Raw genomic sequence first — 19,389 nt, 5'->3', positions numbered from 1 at the left:
AATGACCAAACTGACCTGTTTCAAGGCCTACGACATCCGTGGCCGTCTGGGCGATGAACTCAACGAAGACATCGCTTATCGCATCGGCCGCGCCTATGGCGAGCTGCTCAAACCGCGCAGCATGGCCGTCGGTGGCGATGTCCGGCTGACCTCGGAATCGCTCAAGCTGGCCTTGGCCAACGGCTTGATGGATGCGGGCGCCGACGTGATCGACATCGGCATGACCGGCACCGAAGAAATCTACTTTGCCGCGTTCCATCTGGATGTCGATGGCGGTGTTGAAGTGACCGCCAGCCATAATCCGATGGATTACAACGGCATGAAGCTGGTCAAGCGCGGCGCGCAGCCCATCAGCGGCGACTCTGGTTTGCGCGATATCCAGCGCCTGGCTGAAGAGAACAACTTCGGCCCGGTGGTCAAGCGCGGTACGCTGACCCGGACCTCGATTCTGGACGCGTATGTTGATCACCTGCTGACCTACATCGATGCCGCTGCGCTCAAGCCGATCAAGCTGGTCGTCAATGCGGGCAATGGCGCTGCCGGGCATGTGATTGACGCGCTGGAAGCGCGCTTCAAGGCCGCTGGCGTGAAGGTCGAATTCATCAAGGTGCACAACAATCCGGACGGCACCTTCCCGAATGGCATTCCCAACCCGTTGCTGCCCGAGTGCCGTGCCGATACCGCCAACGCGGTGAAAGCGCATGGCGCGGACATGGGGATTGCCTGGGACGGTGACTTTGATCGTTGCTTCCTGTTCGACGAACATGGCGAGTTCATCGAGGGCTATTACATTGTTGGCCTGCTGGCCGATGCCTTCCTGGCGCGTCACCCGGGCGAGAAGATCATTCACGATCCGCGCCTGACCTGGAACACGGTCGACGTGGTGGAAAAGGCGGGCGGTGTACCGGTGCAAAGCAAAACCGGTCACGCTTTCATCAAGGAACGCATGCGCGCCGAGAACGCCATTTATGGCGGCGAAATGAGCGCCCACCATTACTTCCGTGATTTCGCCTACTGCGATAGCGGCATGATCCCGTGGTTGCTGGTCGCTGAACTGATCAGCCGCAAGCAAACCTCCCTCTCCGCGCTGGTGGGTGACCGCATGCAGGCCTACCCCTGCAGCGGCGAGATCAACTACCGCGTGGCCGACGTGCCGGCGGTGCTGGCCCGGATCGAAGCCGCCTATGGCGACAAGGCCGAGCTGATCGAGCGCGTGGACGGCGTCAGCATGTCGTTTGCCGACTGGCGTTTTAACGTGCGTGCATCCAATACAGAACCGCTGCTGCGGCTGAATGTGGAGTCACGCGCTAGCGCAGAGCGCGTCAACCAGTGTGTCGCGAACCTTGAAGCTTTGATTCTTGAAGGTAAGTGAGAAATCTGATGTTGATTGCCTTGTTCAGTTCAATCTGGTCCTATCGCGAGTTTGTTCTTGGCAGTGTCAAGCGCGAATTCCAGACGCGTTATCGTAACTCCTTGCTGGGGGCCGCGTGGAATGTGCTCAACCCACTGGCCATGATCGTCGTCTATACGGTGATCTTTTCCCAGGTCATGAAGGCCCGCTTGCCGGGGGTGACCAATACTTTTGCCTACAGCATTTACCTGTGCGCGGGGTCGCTGACCTGGGGTCTGTTCTCTGAGATTGTGACGCGGGCACAAGGGGTGTTTATTGAGAACGCCAATCTGCTCAAGAAAATCAGTTTTCCACGCCTGTGTCTGCCGGCCATCATCATCTGCAACGCGGTGCTGAATTTCTGCATTGTGTTTGGCCTGTTTTCGCTGTTCCTGATTTTGAGCGGCAACTTTCCGGGCTTGCCTTATCTGGCGTTGCTGCCTGTTCTGGTGGTGATGATTCTGTTTGCCATTGGCCTAGGGATTACGCTGGGTGTACTGAACGTGTTTTTTCGTGATGTCGGCCAGTTTTTCGGGATTTTCCTGCAGTTCTGGTTCTGGTTTACGCCCATCGTGTATGCCGCGAACGTTGTGCCCGAGCGCGTTCGTCCGCTGTTGCAATTGAACCCGATGGCAGGCGTTGTCGGTGCCTGTCAGACGATCCTCGTGCAAGGGCAGTGGCCACAATGGTCTACGCTTTTGCCGGTGACGTTGCTGGGTGTCCTGCTTTGTCTTTTTGGATTGAACCTGTTCCGCAATCACGCGGCAGAGATGGTGGATGAGCTGTAATGGGGACAGTGAACGTCAAGAACCTAGGGAAGGCGTACAAACAATATCCCACCCGCTGGTCACGCCTTGCTGAGTGGCTGCTGCCGGGTAACAGGAAGCATCATTCGCTCAAATGGGTGATTCAGGATGTCAGTTTCAATATTGCGCCGGGCGAGGCAGTCGGGATTATCGGCGTCAACGGTGCGGGTAAAAGTACGCTGCTCAAGATGATCACCGGTACCGCTGCACCCACCACTGGATCGGTCTCGATTTCCGGTCGGGTCGCCGCCATGCTGGAACTGGGCATGGGTTTCCACCCGGACTTCACCGGGCGGCAGAATGTATACATGTCTGCCCAGTTGCTGGGTCTGAAGGCCGAGCAGATTGACAGCCTGATGCCACAGATTGAAGCGTTCGCCGAGATCGGCGATTACCTCGACCATCCAGTCCGCGTGTATTCCAGCGGTATGCAGATGCGTCTGGCCTTTAGCGTGGCCACTGCTGTACGCCCTGATGTGCTGATTGTGGATGAAGCCCTTTCTGTGGGTGATGCCTATTTCCAGCACAAGAGCTTTGACCGTATTCGCGAATTCAGCAAGCAGGGTACCACCCTCTTGATCGTGTCCCATGACAAGCAGGCCATCCAGAGTATCTGCGACCGCGCCATTTTGCTCAGTGGCGGTAAGGTTGCCATGGAAGGCGAGCCCGAAGCGGTGATGGACTATTACAACGCTTTGCTGGCTGACAAACAAGACCAGCAAATCCGCCAACTGCAGACCGAAAGCGGCAAAACGCAGACGATCTCCGGTACCGGCGAAGCATTCGTGACCGATATTGCGCTGATCAACCAGGACGGTGAACGGGTTGAGTTCGTCAACGTTGGGGAGCGCGTGGTTTTGCAGGTTGAGGTGCAGGTTGAGGCGGAAATCCCCCGCCTGGTGCTGGGCTACAGTATCAAGGATCGCCTGGGTCAGGTGGTCTACGGGACGAACACCGACCTGAAAGAGCAGCCTTACGGCCCGGTCGCGGCGGGCAGCAAGTTGGTATACCGGTTTGAATTTGACGCCAACATGGGGCCGGGGAGCTATTCGATCCAGACCGCGCTGCACAGTACCCAGACCCATCTGGACAATAACTACGAATGGCGAGACCTGGCGCTGCTTTTTAATATCGTGAACACGGATAAAACGCCTTTTGCCGGGGTCGCATGGCTTGACCCGAAGATTGGAATATCTCAGCAATGAATTTTGTTTCTTACGCCCGGAATCTTGAAGATGTCATTCTCTGGCGTGCGCTCAAGCAGATTCATCATGGCTTTTATATCGATATCGGCGCTGCATGGCCGGTAGCCGGTTCGGTCACCAAAGCTTTCTATGACCGGGGCTGGCATGGCATCAATGTTGAGCCCGTTTCGCAACTGAACAAGCTGCTGGTCCTGGAGCGTCCACGCGACACGACGCTGCGCGTCGCCGTGTCTGACCAGCCCGGCATGCTCGCCATGACGTTTGTGCCGGATACGGGCCTGTCTACGCTGAATCACGACGTTGGCCGAGAGCGTCAGCAGGCCGGTTACACAGCCAGAACGGAAGATGTGGCTGTAGCGACGCTTGCTGGGTTGTGGCATGACAATGTGCCGGCGGACCAGGATGTACATTTCCTGAAAGTGGGTGTGGAGGGAGATGAAGCCCTGGTTCTGCGTGGCAATGACTGGAGCAGAAACCGGCCCTGGATCATCGTGGTCGCGAGCACCGGTCAGACGAACCAGACCGAATCTTGCGAAAGTTGGGAGCCCTTGCTGCTTGATGCCGGGTATCAACGGGTCTACGCGGACGGCGTCAACCGTTACTACCTTGCCGCAGAACATCAGGAGCTGGTGGGTTCTTTCAACTACCCGCCCAACGTATTGGATGACTATGTCATCGCCGCACAGGTGCGTGCCGAAGAGCGTGCCACCAGAGCCGAAATCCGCCTCGCTGAGTCGGAGCGACGGACACAAGAGGCAGCGCAGAGATTACAAGAGGCCGAACGCCGAACACATGAAGCAGAGCGGTGGGCTCGAGAGGCAGAGCTGGATGCCAGAAAAGCGCGCCAGGAGGCTCATTATTGGTGGACTGTCTATGGTGGCGTGATCCACAGCCAGTCATGGCGACTGACCGCACCGCTTCGGGTCTTGCTGCGCGAGGCCAAAGCCTGCGCACGCTTTGCCCGGGCGTTTGTGAGGCTGGCTCCCGGCAGCCTTTCGCGCCGCATGCTGGGCAAGCTGCTGAGGGTGATGGCTCATTGTCCGCCACGCATCAGACAGACTTTGCTCGGTCTGATCAGGCGTTTTCCGGTTTTAAGCATGAAATTGCAGTCACTCTATCTTTCTGCCTTGCATGGGCACGACGGCTACGAGAGTATTGCGCGTATTGGAATTGAAGATCTCTCCCCGTATGCCCAGCGTGTCTATACACAGCTCACCAGTGATGTTGAGCACAAAGAACGGGATGCAGTTTGATGCGCTTAGTTATTGATCTCCAGGGGGCGCAAGCATCCAGCCGGGCCCGTGGTATTGGCCGTTACGCGATGCTACTTACCCAGGCGCTGTTGCGCCAGCGGGGTGAACATGAGGTGCTGATCGCACTCAACGGCCGCTTTGCCGACACGATCGCCCCGGTCAGGTCCGCCCTCGCAGACTTCCTTCCCGCCGAAAACATCAAGGTGTGGGATATCCCGGCTGGCGCCTCCTCCGCGGATCCAGATAATGCGGAGCGCCGTATTGCCGCTGAACTGATCCGGGAAAGTTTTCTAGCGAAATTGCGGCCAGACTGGATACTGGTTGCCTCTGCTGTGGAAGGGCTGTCCGACGATGTTGTTGTCAGCATCGGACAGATGGTGGGTGATATTCCGGTGGCGGCGATCCTGTATGACTTGATCCCCCTGATTCACAGGCGGATCTATCTGACCAACCCGGTGAGTGAGCGGTGGTACCTGGGCAAGATGGACCAGTTGAGAAGGGCTGACTTGCTCCTTGCGATTTCCGCTTCATCGGGTTCGGAGGCGGTTGCGCACCTCGGTTTTGATCCTGCCCACGTTGTAAACATTTCCGCTGCGGTGGACGACCGGTTTACTCCCGACGCGGTGTCAGCGGAAGATCAGTCGCGGTTACAGTTGCAATACGGGTTGGTGCGCCCTTTCATCATGTACACGGGCGGGATTGATCATCGCAAGAATATCGAAGGGTTAATCGAAGCCTATGCGAAATTGCCTGGGCATCTGCGCCGCGCACATCAACTGGCTGTGGTTTGCTCTATTCAAGCCGCTGATCGCGCCAGATTGCTTAAACTGGCTGCCGAGTGTGGGCTTGGCCGCGACGAATTGATCCTGACCGGTTTTGTCTCGGACGATGATCTATTGGCTTGTTACCGGGCCTGCAAATTCTTTATCTTCCCATCCTGGCATGAAGGGTTTGGCCTTCCTGCGCTGGAGGCCATGCGGTGTGGCAAGGCCGTTATCGCCACAGATTGTTCCAGCTTGCCTGAGGTGATTGGCCGGAGCGACGCCCTTTTTGAAGCGCGCAACGTTCAGGCCATGGCTGAAAAAATGCGAGAAGTGCTTGAGAACGATGCCTATCGGGTCGAACTCGAGCAACATGGTCTGGCACAAGCAGCAAAGTTCTCCTGGGATGCAAGCGCAAAGGTCGCATGGCAAGCTCTGGAAGAACGGCAAGGTATGCAAGTCGCCCAGAAACGAGTGACGAAGCCACGTCCACGACTGGCCTATGTGTCACCGTTGCCCCCTGAGCCGAGCGGGATCAGTGATTACAGTGCGGAATTGCTGCCGGCGCTTGCCGCTCACTATGACATCGAAGTGGTGGTGAGTCAGCCTGAAGTTACGTCGGAATGGGTACGGGAGAATCACGCTGTTCGCAGTGTGCAATGGTTCCAGGAGAATGCTGACGGGTTTGACCGCATTCTGTACCATTTTGGTAATTCGCATTTCCACAGCCATATGTTCGGCCTGTTGCAAGCCCACCCTGGCGCTGTCGTGCTGCATGACTTTTACATGTCCGGGATTATTGCGCATCGTGAGCTGACTGGAGAGGCGCCCGGTAGCTGGACGCGTGCGCTGATTGAATGCCATGGCTGGCCAGCGGTGGCTGAACGGTTCAAGACCCAGGATGTCTCCGAAGTCATCTATCGCTATCCGTGCAACCTGCAGGTCCTGCAGGATGCGCTGGGTATTATCGTTCACGCGGATTATTCAAAACAACTGGCAGCGCACTGGTATGGCCCGGATGCCGCAGAGCACTGGGCACAGATTCCGCTGCTGCGCCAACCCCCATCCGGCGAAACCCGCGCGCAGGCGCGTGCTGCACTTGGCATTAACCCGGATGACTTTGTGGTTTGCAGCCTGGGGTTCCTGGCTCCAACCAAGCTTAATCACCGCCTGCTTGAGGCGTGGCTAGCCTCTGCGTTGGCGGACAGTCCGAAATGCCGGCTGGTGTTCGTCGGCAAGGACCATCCTGGCGATTATGGCAAAGAACTAATGGCCAGAATCAATGCTTCCCCGGCTCGAGATCGCGTCACTATTACTGGCTGGACGGACGGCGATGTCTACAAGCAATGGCTAGTTGCTTCTGATGTCGGTGTACAACTTCGGGCAATGTCGCGTGGGGAAACTTCGGCAGCGGTGCTCGACAGTATGAACTACGGTCTTGCAACGATCATCAATGCCAATGGTTCCATGGCCGAGACGCCGAAGGAGGCAGTATGGATGCTGCCCGACGCCTTTGCCGACCACGAACTGACTGAGGCCCTGACGACGCTCTGGCAAGATCAAGCCCGACGCGAACAATTGGGGACTCTGGCCCAGGCTTTGCTTTCTACCCGGCACTCGCCAGCGAGTTGCGCTGCCCAGTATGCCGAAGCAATCGAGGGCTTTTATCAGAACCCTGATCAGTTGCGTTATCGGCTGGTTGAGGCGCTCAAAGACCGCGGTCTGGCTTTGACTGCTAATGACTGGGCGCAGGTTGCGCGTGCTGTCGCACGTAACATTCCTGCTCATCCGGTATGCAGACAAGTGCTGGTCGATATCTCGGAGATTCATGAAACCGGGTTGAATGGCAAGACTGACGTGGCACTCGAAGTACTGCTGCGGTCGTGGCTTGATGCACCACGCAACGGTTGGGTCATTGAGCCCGTCTATTTCTGCGAGAAATCGTCCAGTTACAGGTATGCACGAGCTTTCACCAGCCAGTTGCTTGGCGTGTATGGTGGCTGGGCAAGTGATACCCTCGTTGATGCCTGGAGCAATGACGTACTGATCTTGCTGGTCCGTGCGTCCGGGATCGCGTCGGCGCGAATGGCTGCGGTCCAGAGTTGCTTTGATCGTGGTGTCAATGTCCAGTTCTTACTGGATTTCGAGGATGGGACATCCAGCGCAACACCTCAAGCGGGTAGTGTGCCAGTCTGGCAATCCTGGTTGCAAGTGGCACTTCCCTTTGACGGCGTCATTTGTATTTCGTGTGAAACCGCGGATGCGATGAAGGGCTGGTTACGAGAAGCTGACCACAAACGGACAGGGGTGTTTGTGATAAACTCGCTGCCAACTGATGGCGATTCTGCGCCAGCTAGTCCTGCACGCTTGACGTCTGGACAAGCTGCTCAGCTATTGCAAATGCTCACTGCGGCTGAGTGAGCCGGGCGGCCGGCACTTTCCTGAAAACAGGATCTCAAAAACAATGATTTGTAGCGGGCCTGGCTTGACGGCCCGGCTCGTTGCGGCTGCTTCGCATTTTATAATTTGGCATATTCAGAACTAATTAATTTCACGAATTAGAGAACGCTCATGAAAAAAGCAATTATCACCGGTATCTCCGGTCAGGACGGCGCGTATCTGGCCCAGCTTTTGCTGGACAAGGGCTACGTTGTATATGGCACCTACCGCCGTACCAGCTCGGTTAATTTCTGGCGTATCGAAGAACTGGGCATTCAGAATCACCCCAATCTGCATCTGGTTGAATACGATCTGACAGACCTGAGCTCGAGCATTCGACTGGTCCAGAATTGCCAGCCTGATGAAATCTATAACCTGGCTGCCCAGAGCTTCGTTGGCGTCTCGTTCGATCAGCCGGCGACGACGGCTGAGATCACCGGCATTGGCCCGTTGAACCTGCTCGAAGCGATTCGTATCGTTAACCCGAAGATTCGTTTTTACCAGGCATCGACCTCCGAAATGTTCGGCAAGGTGCAGGCTGTGCCGCAAATCGAATCGACGCCGTTTTACCCGCGTAGCCCGTACGGTGTGGCCAAGTTGTACGCCCACTGGATCACGGTGAACTACCGCGAGTCGTACGATATCTTCGGTTCCAGCGGTATTCTGTTCAATCACGAGTCGCCGCTGCGTGGGCGCGAGTTTGTCACCCGCAAGATCACTGACACCGTCGCCAAGATCAAGCTGGGCAAACAAGACGTGCTGGAACTGGGCAATATGGATGCCAAGCGCGACTGGGGCTTTGCCAAGGAATATGTTGAGGGCATGTGGCGCATGCTGCAGGCCGACCAGCCGGATACCTACGTGCTGGCCACCAACCGTACCGAAACCGTGCGTGATTTCGTGACCATGGCCTTCAAGGCCGCAGGTACTGCCATCGAGTGGTCTGGTGCAGCCGAGTCCGAGAAAGCCGTGGACGTGGCTACCGGCAAGACCGTTGTGCGCGTGAACCCCAAGTTCTACCGCCCGGCCGAAGTAGAGCTGCTGATCGGCAACCCGGAAAAAGCCCGCAAGGAACTGGGCTGGGAGCCGTCCACGACGCTGGAACAACTGTGCCAGTTGATGGTTGACGCAGACCTGCGTCGCAATCAGCAAGGCTTCTCGTTCTGACAGGGGCAGTCATGCCGGCAAAAACGGTTTTGCTCACCGGAAGCCATGGCTTCACGGGCCGCTATGTGAAAGCGGCGTTGCAACAGGCTGGCTATCATGTCGCCGGCCTGGTGCAGCACGCACCGGCGGATGATGAGGTCGCGGCAGATCTGGCTGATCTGCCGGCCTTGTGTGAGGCGGTCAACCAGATCAAGCCGGATTACGTGATCCATCTGGCTGCCATCGCCTTTGTGGCGCATGCCGATCAGATGGCGCTGTACCGGACCAATGTGTTCGGTACGCTCAATCTGCTGGAAGCGCTGCATCGTAGCGGCGCGCCGCTGCAGAAGGTGATCCTGGCCAGCAGCGCCAATATCTACGGGAACCCGCCGCACTCGCCGGTGGCCGAAGAGACCGCACCTGCGCCCGTGAATCACTATGCGATGAGCAAACTGGCCATGGAACACATGGCACGGACGTGGCTTGATCGTCTGCCGATCCTGTTTACGCGCCCGTTCAATTACACCGGTGCGGGTCAGGATGACCAATTCCTGATCCCCAAGATCATCGGGCACTTTCAACGCAAGGCTGACCAGATCAAGCTGGGCAACCTGGACGTTGTGCGCGAGTTCAACGATGTGCGCATGGTCGCGCAGGCGTATGTGCGCTTGCTGACGGAAGGTCAGCGGGGCGATACCGTGAACCTGTGCACCGGGCGCGGCCACCGTCTGCTGGACGTCGTCGAAACCGTAAGCAAACTCAGCGGGCATACATTGCGCGTTGAAGTAGATCCACAACTAGTGCGCGCCAATGAGCTTAAAGTGCTGATTGGTTCGCCTGACAAACTGCAAGCCGTACTACCTGATCTGCCGGATTACTCGCTAGAGGATACGTTGGGCTGGATGCTGGCCGCGCAGGAGGCCTGATGCGAGTTGGAATTGGCACGACAGTGCTCGAAAGGGCACTGGCCACCTCTGGCCATGTCGACGGTATTGGTACGTACACGGAAGAGCTGCTGCGCTATTTGCCGGCCGACGGCGTAGCGACCTGTCCACTGGCCTTTCTGGATGCGCCGGCAGCTGCCGGTTCTACCGCCCTGGCAGGCAGTTTCAAGACCAATGTGCTGCGTAGTGCGGTCACACCGTTGTCGTTTGCGGGCACCGCCGAACTGTCGCGCAAGATCGACGTTTTTCACGCCACAGACCACTACATTCCCAAGCTCTCAGGCATCCCGCTGGTCGCCACACTCATGGACCCGGTTCCGCTCATGCGTTCGGACTGGGTGACGGTGAAGCGTCGCTGGCTCAAGAACTGGCTGTTCAAGCGTTCTGCCAGCTGGGCGGATCACTACATCACCATTTCCGATTACGTGGTTGGGGATCTGGTCGAGCATTTTGGCATTCCCCAAGAACGTATCACGCCCATTCACCTGGGTGTGGACCAGCGTTATTTTGGACGGATTGACGAAGCCCGCAAACAGGAAGTGCTGGCCAGACTGGGTCTGCGCCCTGGTTTCTTGCTGTTTGTCGGCACGCTGCAACCACGCAAGAACGTCGGTCGCGTCATCGACGCCTATGAAAGTCTGCCGGCAGAACTGCAAAAAGCCGCACCGCTCGTGGTCGCCGGCCGTCATGGCTGGGCTGCCGAAGCAGAAGTCGAACGGCTCAAAGCCATCCAGGCGCGCGGTGCGGGTCACTGGCTGGATTACGTGACTGACGAAGAAAAGCAGGTACTGCTGCAGTCGGCCTCTGCGCTGGTGTTCCCGTCCCTGTACGAAGGCTTTGGCCTGCCGGTGCTGGAAGCGTTTGCCTCCGGGCTGCCGGTGATTACTTCCACCGTCACCTCTTTGCCGGAAGTGGCTGGCGATGCCGCGCTGCTGGTTGATCCACAACGCCCCGACGAGATCGCCGACGCGATTTCCAGAGTGCTGCAAGATACTACGCTGGCCAGCGCGCTGAGCGAGCGCGGGCTGGCCCGGGCAAAAACCTTTACCTGGGCTCAGACGGCACAGCGCACTGCTGCGGTTTACCGTCAGTTGGCGGGCTGACCCGTGAAGGTGCTGCACGTCTACAAGACGTACTACCCGGATACGGTGGGGGGGGTAGAGCAGGTGATCCGTGGCCTGGCCATGGGCGGCCGGGCGCAAGGTGTGGCCGCGGACGTGCTGGTGTTGTCGGCTGCGGTAAAACACCCCGAGACGCTGGTCATTGATGGTGTCACGGTGCACCGTTACCCCACGACGGTCGATGTCGCCTCCACGCCATTCAGCGCCCGTGAAGCTCGCGATTTTGGCCGTTTTATCGCGCCTTATGATGTATTGCACTACCACTTTCCCTGGCCATTCGGGGATGTGCTGCATGCCCTGGCGGGGCACCGCAAGCCTTCTGTGGTGACGTATCACAGCGATATCGTCAAACAGAAATGGCTCAAGAAAGCCTATTCTCCACTGATGAACTGGTTTCTTGGCCATGTCGATGCCATCGCGCCGACCAGCCCCGGCTATCTGGCCAGCAGCGTTGATCTTGTGCCATTTCGTGACAAGTGCACGGTAATCCCGCTGGGGCTCGATCCAGCATCTCATCCCGCGCCAGACCCGCAGGCGGTTGCGGCGTACCGCGAGCGTTTTGGCGAGCGCTATTTCGCTTTTGTGGGCGTGTTCCGTTACTACAAGGGACTGCAGTACCTGATTGAAGCGGCCAGCCACGTCGCTGAAAATATCGTCCTGATGGGTGACGGGCCGTTGCGTGGCGAGTATGAAGCAGAAGCGGCACGCCGCGGCCTGACCAACCTGCATTTCATTGGGCTGGTGGATGAGCAGGTCAAGATGGACATCCTGGCCGGCGCGCATGCCTTTGTGTTTCCCTCCCACCTGCGCTCTGAGGCATTCGGGCTTGGCCTGGCGGAAGCCGCCATGATGGGCAAACCCATGATCTCGTGCGACATCGGCACAGGCACCAGCTTCATCAATCTGCACGGCGAGACCGGCCTTGTGATCCCGCCGGCAGACCCGTCCGCACTTGCGCAAGCCATGAACACGCTGTCCAGCGATGTTGAACTGGCCACACGCCAGGGCGAAGCCGCTCGCCGGCGATTCGGGCAAATGTTCAGCCTGGACAAAATGGTGAGCGCCTATACGGCGCTTTATCGCCGCGTACTGGCTGGCTCGAAACGCTAGAAACTCTGGCTGGCGCGGACTTCGATGCAAGCGGGTATTGATGACGCTCGGGTATAACCATTGCAACCCGACATGCGATACAAAACCATTGACGTATGCCCATTTTTTACTGAAAGCTGTCTCCAATCTGTGTCAGTTTTCTGGAATGAGATAGACGCTTACAAAGCTGCATAAGCAGTTAACGTCAATATCCGTCATAATGGGCGGGCTTTTTTACCTATTGTTGCCCGGTACAACGTGCTCCCCATTGTTCTCGCTTTTGCAGTTTCTTTTCTTGTGTCCATGTGGCTGGTCCGCAGCGGGCATATCCATGGTCGTTTCAGTGCGGATTCAGATCTGCACGGCGTACAGAAATTTCACGTTAATCCCGTGCCGCGTATTGGTGGTCTGGCGATCATCATCTCGCTGGCGGCTAGCTGGGCTGTTCAGCTTTATCTGGGCCGGCCGGTCGGCGAACATTTCCTGCAGTTGCTCATCGTGGTTTTCCCGGCGTTTGCCAGTGGCCTGTTTGAGGACATCAGCAAGCGCGGCGGGGTGATTCTGCGCATGGCCTGTATCATCGTCTCGGCGCTGCTGGCCTTTAGCTGGATGGGTATCCGGGTGACGCGGCTGGATCTGCCGGGCATTGATACCTTGCTGGCCTTTCCGGCGGTGTCCTTGCTGTTTACGGTGATTGCGCTGGCCGGCGTGACCAACGCCATGAATTTCATCGATGGTTATAACGGTCTGGCCGCTGCCGTGGCGGCGATCATGCTGACCGGCATTGCCTATGTCGCCATTTTGCAGGCCGATTATGTGGTGTGGCCGCTGGCCATTGCCGGGATCGGCGCCTGTCTGGGGTTTCTGTTCTGGAACTGGCCGCGCGGGCTGATTTTCCTGGGCGATGGCGGGGCGTATCTGCTCGGGTTCTGGATTGCGGCGCTGGTGATCATGCTGGTGGCACGTAATCCGCAGGTGTCGCCGTGGTTTGCCTTCTTGCTGGTCAGTTACCCGGTGGTGGAAACCGTGTTTACGGTACTGCGGCGCCTGTCGCGCCAGAGCAACCCGGGCATGCCGGATGCGGCACATTTACATCAACTGGTCTACAAGCGGCTGATGCGCTGGGCGGTGGGTAGTCCGGATCCGCGCCACAAGGTATTCCGCAATTCGATGACCTCGCCTTATTTGTGGCTGCTGTCGTCGCTGGGCGTGGTGCCGGCGGTGTTGTTCTGGAATAACACGCTGGCGCTGCAACTGTGGGCGCTGCTGTTTGTGTTTGGCTATGTCTGGCTGTACCGCTGCATTGCCCGTTTCCGCGCGCCGCGCTGGCTGGTGGTGCGCCGGGCGCATCGTGGTGCACGCCGCCAGAAACGGGACCACTAAGCCGTCTGGCCTGGCCGGCACGATATAAAAAAAGGAGGGATATCATCCCTCCTTTTTTTATTGACTGGTTACATCAGCACCACATCAAACTGTTCCTGCGTATAGGCGGTTTCGACCTGCAGGTAGATTGGTTTGCCGATGAAATCTACCAGTTGCGCAAGGCTGGCGGATTCTTCATCCAGGAACATGTCGATCACGTTCTGCGAGGCCAGGATGCGGTATTCGCGGGCCTTGAACTGGCGTTCTTCGCGCAGGATTTCGCGCAGGATTTCATAGCAGACTGTTTCTGCAGTGCGGATCTGGCCGCGGCCCTGGCAGGTGGGGCAGGGCTCGCACAGCACGTGGGCAAGGCTTTCACGCGTACGTTTGCGGGTGATCTCCACGAGGCCCAGGCTGGTGAAGTTCGAGACCGTGACCTTGGTGCGATCGCGTGACAGGGCCTTTTGCAATTCTTCCAGCACGGCGTGCTTGTGGGCTTCGTTATCCATGTCGATGAAGTCGACAATGATGATGCCGCCCAGATTACGCAGACGCAGTTGCCGCGCAATGACGTGCGTGGCTTCCAGGTTGGTCTTGAAGATGGTGTCGTCAAAGGAACGGTGGCCGACAAAGCCGCCGGTGTTGACGTCGATGGTGGTCATCGCCTCGGTCTGGTCGATGATGAGATAGCCACCAAACTTCAGGTTCACGCGGCGGGCCAGTGCGCGTTCGATCTCGGCCTCGACACCATACAGTTCAAACAGTGGGCGCTCGCCGCTGTAGTGCTGTACGCGCGGGAAAACGTCCGCCACAAACGACTGGGCGAAGTCGCGCATCTTGGCGACATTCTCACGCGAGTCGACCAGCACTTCCTGCGTTTCGGTGTTGACCATGTCGCGCAGTGTGCGCAGTTGCAAAGAGAGGTCCTGGAACAACAGCGATTTGGGCGGCAGCGTTTGCGATTTCTGGCGGATGTCAGCCCAGATCAGGTTCAGGTAGTCGATGTCGGCCAGCAGTTCCTGGTCGGTGGCGTGATCGGCCGAGGTCCGGATGATATAGCCCAGGTGATCTTGCGCCAGCAGGCTTTCCAGACGCGAGCGCAAGCGGTCGCGCTCGTCGTTGTTTTCAATGCGCTGGCTGATGCCGATGTGGGTTTCCTGCGGCAGGAATACCAGAAAACGCCCGGCAATGCTGATCTGGGTAGAAAGCCGCGCGCCCTTGGTGCCGATCGGGTCTTTGATGACCTGAACCAGAATGGGCTGGCCTTCGTGCACCAGGCGCTCAATGCGCAACTCGTCGTTGGGGTGCTGGCGTTGCTCGATGACATCGGCAATGTGCAGGAACGCGGCGCGCTCCAGGCCAATTTCGATAAACGCACTTTGCATACCGGGCAGCACGCGCTTGACCACGCCCAGATAGATATTGCCCACGAGGCCGCGCTGGGTAGCACGCTCGATGTGGATGTCCTGCACCACGCCGTCTTCAACGGTGGCTACGCGGGTTTCTTGCGGGGTGATGTTGACCAGGATCTGTTCTTTCATCGTCGGCTTGCTCGCGTATCTTGTGGGCGGTATGTGATTGTTGTGCGCCGAGGGCAGCGTCGTGACCCAAGTGTAACGACTCTGGCGCTCAGCGTCCCGGGCGTGTTGCAGTCGGCTTGAGTAATGGCAGGCACATCGAGAGGAGCTCATCCCAAGCATCGCCTTGCCCGACGCCCTTGTTGATCTGGTCAATGCGCGCAGCGGCAGACAAGGCCTGCCGCAACTGCGGGCCGCTGACGCGGTCCAGCGCTTTGTCCACGAGGCCCTGTTTGGCGCCCCAGACGCGGTTTTCCTTGTACAACTGCGCCATGTTGGCGCCATTGGCGCGGCCCTGGGCCAGACGCCACAAGGCACGGACTTCTTCAGACAGCGCCCACAGCACCAGATGCGGGGCTTCGCCTTCGGCACGCAGGCCGTCGAGCATGCGGACAAAACGGGTGGTGTCACCGGCCAGCAGCGCTTCGCCCATCTGGAAAACATCATAACGGGCGACGTTGGCGACCGCTTCGCGCACTTGTTCCAGCGTTAGCGTGCCGGCGGGGTGCAGCAGGCCCAGCTTGAGCACTTCCTGGTGCGCGGCGAAAAGGTTGCCTTCCACGCGATCAACCAGAAAGCGCATGGCGTCGACATCCAGCTGTTGTTGCTGGGCGGTGAGCCGCAGGCCAATCCAGTTGGGCAGGGCGCTGCGTTCAATCGGCCGGGCTTCGATCACTTCACCGTGTTGCGAGAGTGCCTGGAACCACTTGGCGTTCTGTGTGGTGCGATCGAGCTTGGGCATCTGCACCACGGTGACGGTGTCTTCCGGCAGGCGGCCGGCATAGGCCTCCAGCACTTTGGCACCTTCGACACCTGGCTTGCCGGTGGGGATGCGCAATTCGACGAGTTTTTTCTCGGCAAACAGGCTGAACGAATTACCGGAGGCCGTGAGCTGGCTCCAGGAAAAACCGCTTTCCACGGTCAGCACTTCACGCTCGCCATAACCGTGACGTAGCGCTGCCTCGCGAATGGCTTGCGCTGCTTCCAGCGTCAAAAAGCCTTCTTCGCCATGCAGTACATAAAGAGGGGCCAGCCCGCCCTTGAGGTGGCGGGCCAGATCTTCAGCGCGCATCCTGGCCGTGGGTGGCGACCGCGTTGATCCGGCGCAGGATCAGCTGGGAAGCATCCTGCTGCATGTCCTTGATCAGACGGTTGGATTCGCCGGTCATGGCAATCGGGTTGTTCGGATCGTACGAATAGCTGCGCGACAAGGTGATTTGCTGGCTTTCCATAATGGCCGAGCCATCCGGACGCCAGGCACTGAAGGTCACCACCAGCGAGGTCAGGTATTCCGTAGCCTGGCCGGAGCTGTTAATCGTCAGCACGGTGCTGTTGGACGTTTCACTGGCAATGCTGATCTTGGCCACGTCCTTGACGGTCGCGTCCTTGACCAGCTTCACGTTGGGCAGCAGCGGCAGGTAAAGGCGCAGTTGCTGCGCCACGCCGCCGTTGCCGTCCACGTAGGCCTCAGGGTAGGCAAAGCCCGAGTTCGGACCTTGCCCGCGCAGATGAAAGCCGCAGGCCGCCAGCAGGCTGATCAAAAGAAGTGCCGTCAGGCGGCGCAGCAGTGCGGTCATTGCAGAACCCTTGGTGTTGATCATGATCAGGCGACGATGTTCACAAGACGACCCGGCACCACGATGACTTTCTTCGGCGTGCCTTCAACAAAGCGCTGCACGTTTTCATCGGCCAGGGCGATGGCTTCGATGGCGTCCTTGCTGGCGTCCTTGCTGACGCGGATGGTCGCACGCAGTTTGCCATTGACTTGAACCACCATGTCGATCTCGTCCTGCACCAGTGCGGTTTCATCCACTTTCGGCCAGGCCTGTTCGGCAAGGCGGGTGCCCGGTTGCAGTTCAGACCACAACGCATTGGCGGCATGCGGCACGATCGGCGAGAGCAGCAAGGTCGCGGCTTGCAGCACTTCTTGCGCCACGGCGCGGCCGGTTGTATCGGTGATTTGTGCCTTGCCCAGCGCGTTCAAGAGTTCCATCACGGCGGCGATGGCGGTGTTGAACTGCTTGCGGCGGCCATAGTCATCGGCCACTTTCTGGATGGTGCTGTGCAGGGCAAAACGCAGGCCCTTCAGTTCAGCCGAGAGTTCGCCACCGGCGTAAGCGGCTACCGGGCCACCTTGCGCGACATGGTCGTGCACCAGTTTCCACAGACGGCGCAGGAAACGATACGCACCTTCCACGCCAGCGTCAGACCATTCCAGGCTTTGATCCGGCGGGGCGGCAAACATCATGAACAGGCGCGCGGTATCGGCACCGTATTTTTCAATCAGCGCTTGCGGATCAACACCGTTGTTCTTGGACTTGGACATCTTCTCGATGCCGCCCACGTTTACCGGCTGGCCGTCGCTCTTGAGTACGGCCTTGATGATTTTGCCCTTGCCGTCGCGCTCGATGTCGATATCGGCCGGGGCGTACCAGTCTTTCTTGCCGTCGGCGTGCTCACGGAAGAAGGTTTCGCACACCACCATGCCTTGCGTCAGCAGGTTGCGGAACGGTTCGTCCGTATGGATCAGACCTTCGTCGCGCATCAGCTTGTGGAAGAAGCGCGCGTACAACAGGTGCAGGATGGCGTGTTCGATGCCGCCGATGTATTGGTCAACATCCAGCCAGTATCTGGCGCGGTCATCGACCATGCCGGTTTGTGCATCCGGCGAGGTATAGCGGGCGTAGTACCAGGACGATTCGACAAAGGTGTCCATGGTGTCGGTTTCACGACGCGCCGGCTTGCCGCAGCACGGGCAAGTGGTCTCGTAAAACTCGGGCATCTTGGCCAGCGGGTTGCCACGGCCATCCGGCACCACGTTTTCTGGCAGTACAACGGGCAACTGGTCTTCCGGCACCGGCACATCGCCGCAATCGGCACAGTGGATGACCGGAATCGGGCAGCCCCAGTAACGCTGGCGGCTGATACCCCAGTCGCGCAGGCGGTACTGGGTACGCTTGGTGCCGTGGCCGCTGGCTTCCAGATCGCCGACGATGCCGTCGAACGCGCCCTGGAAATGCAGGCCGTTGTATTTGCCGCTGTTGATCGTGCGGACGGACTCATCCTTGGCGCCGTACCAGTCTTGCCAGGTGCTCGGGTCAAAGGTGGCGTCGCCGGCGACCGGCTCGTACACCTGCACGATGGGCAGTTGGTACTTGTTGGAGAACTCGGCATCACGCTCGTCATGGCCCGGTACGGCCATCACGGCACCTTCGCCGTAGCCCCACAGCACATAGTTGGCGATCCACACCGGCAGCTTGTCGCCCGTCAGCGGGTGGATGACGAACTGGCCGGTCGGCATGCCTTTCTTTTCCATGGTGGCGACGTCAGCCTCGGCCACGGAGCCCGATTTGCACTCGGCAATGAAGGACAGCAGTTCCGGCTTGGCCGTTGCAGCCAGCGTGGCCAGCGGGTGTTCCGCGGCGATGGCGACATAAGTCGCGCCCATCAGCGTATCCGGGCGGGTGGTGTACACCTTCAACTGGCCGGCTTCGCCGATGGAGTCCACGTCGTAATCAAACGCGACTTCAGCGCCAAAGCTCTTGCCGATCCAGTTGCGCTGCATGGTCTTGACCTGTTCCGGCCAGCCATCCAGTTGATCCAGATCCTGCAGCAGTTGCTCGGCGTAATCGGTGATGCGGAAGTAGTACATCGGGATTTCGCGCTTTTCGACCAGCGCGCCAGAGCGCCAGCCGCGGCCGTCGATCACTTGCTCGTTGGCCAGCACGGTGTTGTCGACCGGGTCCCAGTTGACCATGCCGCTCTTTTTGTAGATCACGCCTTTTTTGTACAGCTTGGTGAACAACCATTGTTCCCAGCGGTAGTAGTCCGGCTTGCAGGTGGCGACTTCACGTTCCCAGTCGATCGCCAGACCCAGCGATTTCAACTGCTTTTTCATGTAGTCGATGTTTTCGTACGTCCACTTGGCCGGGGCGACACCATTTTTGATGGCGGCATTTTCTGCCGGCATGCCAAATGCATCCCAACCCATCGGCTGCAGGACGTTGAAACCATTCATGCGCATGAAGCGGGTCAGCACATCACCAATGGTGTAGTTGCGCACGTGCCCCATGTGCAGTTTCCCGGACGGATAGGGGAACATGGATAGGCAGTAATACTTGGGTTTGCTGGCATCTTCCAGCGCGCGGTCGGTCTGGTGTTGTTCCCACTCGCTTTGCGCGGCGGCTTCGACGGTCGCTGGGGTGTATTGCTCTTGCATGGCCTGGTCCGGGAAATGAATCGGTCAAAAGGAATGAATTATACGGACAGAGCGCAGGGGCGTCACGGTGGGCACGA

General features: G+C 58.6%; 14 protein-coding genes. 10 read left to right on the top strand and 4 right to left on the bottom strand.

Translation table 11 applies throughout. The annotated features are described in order from the left end of the window. Nucleotide 1 precedes the first annotated feature (1 nt). From cpsG to IEX57_RS18250, 10 genes are all read left to right on the top strand, one after another. The gene (gene cpsG / locus IEX57_RS18295; protein ID WP_188706276.1) at nt 2–1,372 is read left to right on the top strand and encodes a phosphomannomutase CpsG; all 1,371 of its coding nucleotides are present in this window, start codon (nt 2–4) and stop codon (nt 1,370–1,372) included. Next, nucleotides 1,369–2,178 (top strand): ABC transporter permease, encoded by an 810-nt coding sequence (locus IEX57_RS18290; protein ID WP_308433883.1) that lies wholly within the window; start codon nt 1,369–1,371, stop codon nt 2,176–2,178. Before cpsG ends, IEX57_RS18290 begins: the two co-directional genes overlap by 4 nt. Then, a complete protein-coding gene (locus IEX57_RS18285) occupies nt 2,178–3,401 on the top strand; it encodes an ABC transporter ATP-binding protein (protein WP_188706274.1) in 1,224 nt (407 codons plus the stop codon). The genes IEX57_RS18290 and IEX57_RS18285 overlap by 1 nt, the downstream gene beginning before the upstream one ends. Beyond that, nucleotides 3,398–4,654, top strand: a complete 1,257-nt coding sequence (locus IEX57_RS18280; protein ID WP_188706272.1) for an FkbM family methyltransferase — start codon at nt 3,398–3,400, stop codon at nt 4,652–4,654. Before IEX57_RS18285 ends, IEX57_RS18280 begins: the two co-directional genes overlap by 4 nt. After that, complete coding sequence (locus IEX57_RS18275) at nt 4,654–7,836, top strand: glycosyltransferase (protein ID WP_188706270.1); 3,183 nt, start codon at nt 4,654–4,656, stop codon at nt 7,834–7,836. The genes IEX57_RS18280 and IEX57_RS18275 overlap by 1 nt, the downstream gene beginning before the upstream one ends. A 150-nt stretch (nt 7,837–7,986) precedes the next feature. Continuing rightward, nucleotides 7,987–9,021: a GDP-mannose 4,6-dehydratase gene (gene gmd / locus IEX57_RS18270; RefSeq protein ID WP_188706268.1), complete on the top strand. Its 1,035-nt coding sequence runs from the start codon at nt 7,987–7,989 to the stop codon at nt 9,019–9,021. Between the two features lie 11 nt (nt 9,022–9,032). Beyond that, nucleotides 9,033–9,926 carry an NAD-dependent epimerase/dehydratase family protein gene (locus IEX57_RS18265; protein WP_188706266.1) on the top strand — a complete coding sequence of 298 codons (894 nt, stop codon included), beginning with the start codon at nt 9,033–9,035 and terminating at the stop codon, nt 9,924–9,926. Further along, complete coding sequence (locus IEX57_RS18260) at nt 9,926–11,047, top strand: glycosyltransferase family 4 protein (RefSeq protein WP_188706264.1); 1,122 nt, start codon at nt 9,926–9,928, stop codon at nt 11,045–11,047. The genes IEX57_RS18265 and IEX57_RS18260 overlap by 1 nt, the downstream gene beginning before the upstream one ends. Before the next feature lie 3 nt (nt 11,048–11,050). After that, nucleotides 11,051–12,175, top strand: a complete 1,125-nt coding sequence (locus tag IEX57_RS18255) for a glycosyltransferase (RefSeq protein ID WP_188706262.1) — start codon at nt 11,051–11,053, stop codon at nt 12,173–12,175. Nucleotides 12,176–12,457: 282 nt separating this feature from the next. Further along, nucleotides 12,458–13,537 carry an MraY family glycosyltransferase gene (locus IEX57_RS18250; RefSeq protein ID WP_229709099.1) on the top strand — a complete coding sequence of 360 codons (1,080 nt, stop codon included), beginning with the start codon at nt 12,458–12,460 and terminating at the stop codon, nt 13,535–13,537. Between the two features lie 68 nt (nt 13,538–13,605). Here the strand turns inward: IEX57_RS18250 and rng are convergent, their stop codons facing one another. The 4 genes from rng to leuS form a co-directional block, all read right to left on the bottom strand. Then, a complete protein-coding gene (gene rng, locus IEX57_RS18245) occupies nt 13,606–15,057 on the bottom strand; it encodes a ribonuclease G (protein ID WP_188706258.1) in 1,452 nt (483 codons plus the stop codon). 88 nt (nt 15,058–15,145) lie between these two features. Beyond that, nucleotides 15,146–16,165, bottom strand: a complete 1,020-nt coding sequence (gene holA, locus IEX57_RS18240) for a DNA polymerase III subunit delta (protein WP_188706256.1) — start codon at nt 16,163–16,165, stop codon at nt 15,146–15,148. Then, nucleotides 16,155–16,670 carry an LPS-assembly lipoprotein LptE gene (locus IEX57_RS18235; protein WP_188706254.1) on the bottom strand — a complete coding sequence of 172 codons (516 nt, stop codon included), beginning with the start codon at nt 16,668–16,670 and terminating at the stop codon, nt 16,155–16,157. The genes holA and IEX57_RS18235 overlap by 11 nt, the downstream gene beginning before the upstream one ends. A gap of 26 nt (nt 16,671–16,696) precedes the next feature. After that, nucleotides 16,697–19,312 (bottom strand): leucine--tRNA ligase, encoded by a 2,616-nt coding sequence (gene leuS, locus IEX57_RS18230; protein WP_188706252.1) that lies wholly within the window; start codon nt 19,310–19,312, stop codon nt 16,697–16,699. Between the last annotated feature and the right edge of the window lie 77 nt (nt 19,313–19,389).

Origin of the sequence: Silvimonas iriomotensis, assembly GCF_014645535.1 — a bacterium.
Classification (GTDB): domain Bacteria; phylum Pseudomonadota; class Gammaproteobacteria; order Burkholderiales; family Chitinibacteraceae; genus Silvimonas; species Silvimonas iriomotensis.
The sequence above is the reverse complement of the archived record's forward strand: the minus strand, read 5'-3'. Positions and strand labels throughout refer to the sequence as shown.

What these genes read in the sequence shown, in the direction of transcription:
- cpsG (WP_188706276.1), top strand. Translation starts at nt 2, where the DNA reads ATGACCAAACTGACCTGTTTCAAGGCCTACGACATCCGTGGCCGTCTG.
- IEX57_RS18285 (WP_188706274.1), top strand. Translation starts at nt 2,178, where the DNA reads ATGGGGACAGTGAACGTCAAGAACCTAGGGAAGGCGTACAAACAATAT.
- IEX57_RS18280 (WP_188706272.1), top strand. Translation starts at nt 3,398, where the DNA reads ATGAATTTTGTTTCTTACGCCCGGAATCTTGAAGATGTCATTCTCTGG.
- IEX57_RS18275 (WP_188706270.1), top strand. Translation starts at nt 4,654, where the DNA reads ATGCGCTTAGTTATTGATCTCCAGGGGGCGCAAGCATCCAGCCGGGCC.
- gmd (WP_188706268.1), top strand. Translation starts at nt 7,987, where the DNA reads ATGAAAAAAGCAATTATCACCGGTATCTCCGGTCAGGACGGCGCGTAT.
- IEX57_RS18265 (WP_188706266.1), top strand. Translation starts at nt 9,033, where the DNA reads ATGCCGGCAAAAACGGTTTTGCTCACCGGAAGCCATGGCTTCACGGGC.
- IEX57_RS18260 (WP_188706264.1), top strand. Translation starts at nt 9,926, where the DNA reads ATGCGAGTTGGAATTGGCACGACAGTGCTCGAAAGGGCACTGGCCACC.
- IEX57_RS18250 (WP_229709099.1), top strand. Translation starts at nt 12,458, where the DNA reads ATGTGGCTGGTCCGCAGCGGGCATATCCATGGTCGTTTCAGTGCGGAT.
- rng (WP_188706258.1), bottom strand. Translation starts at nt 15,057, where the DNA reads ATGAAAGAACAGATCCTGGTCAACATCACCCCGCAAGAAACCCGCGTA.
- holA (WP_188706256.1), bottom strand. Translation starts at nt 16,165, where the DNA reads ATGCGCGCTGAAGATCTGGCCCGCCACCTCAAGGGCGGGCTGGCCCCT.
- IEX57_RS18235 (WP_188706254.1), bottom strand. Translation starts at nt 16,670, where the DNA reads ATGACCGCACTGCTGCGCCGCCTGACGGCACTTCTTTTGATCAGCCTG.
- leuS (WP_188706252.1), bottom strand. Translation starts at nt 19,312, where the DNA reads ATGCAAGAGCAATACACCCCAGCGACCGTCGAAGCCGCCGCGCAAAGC.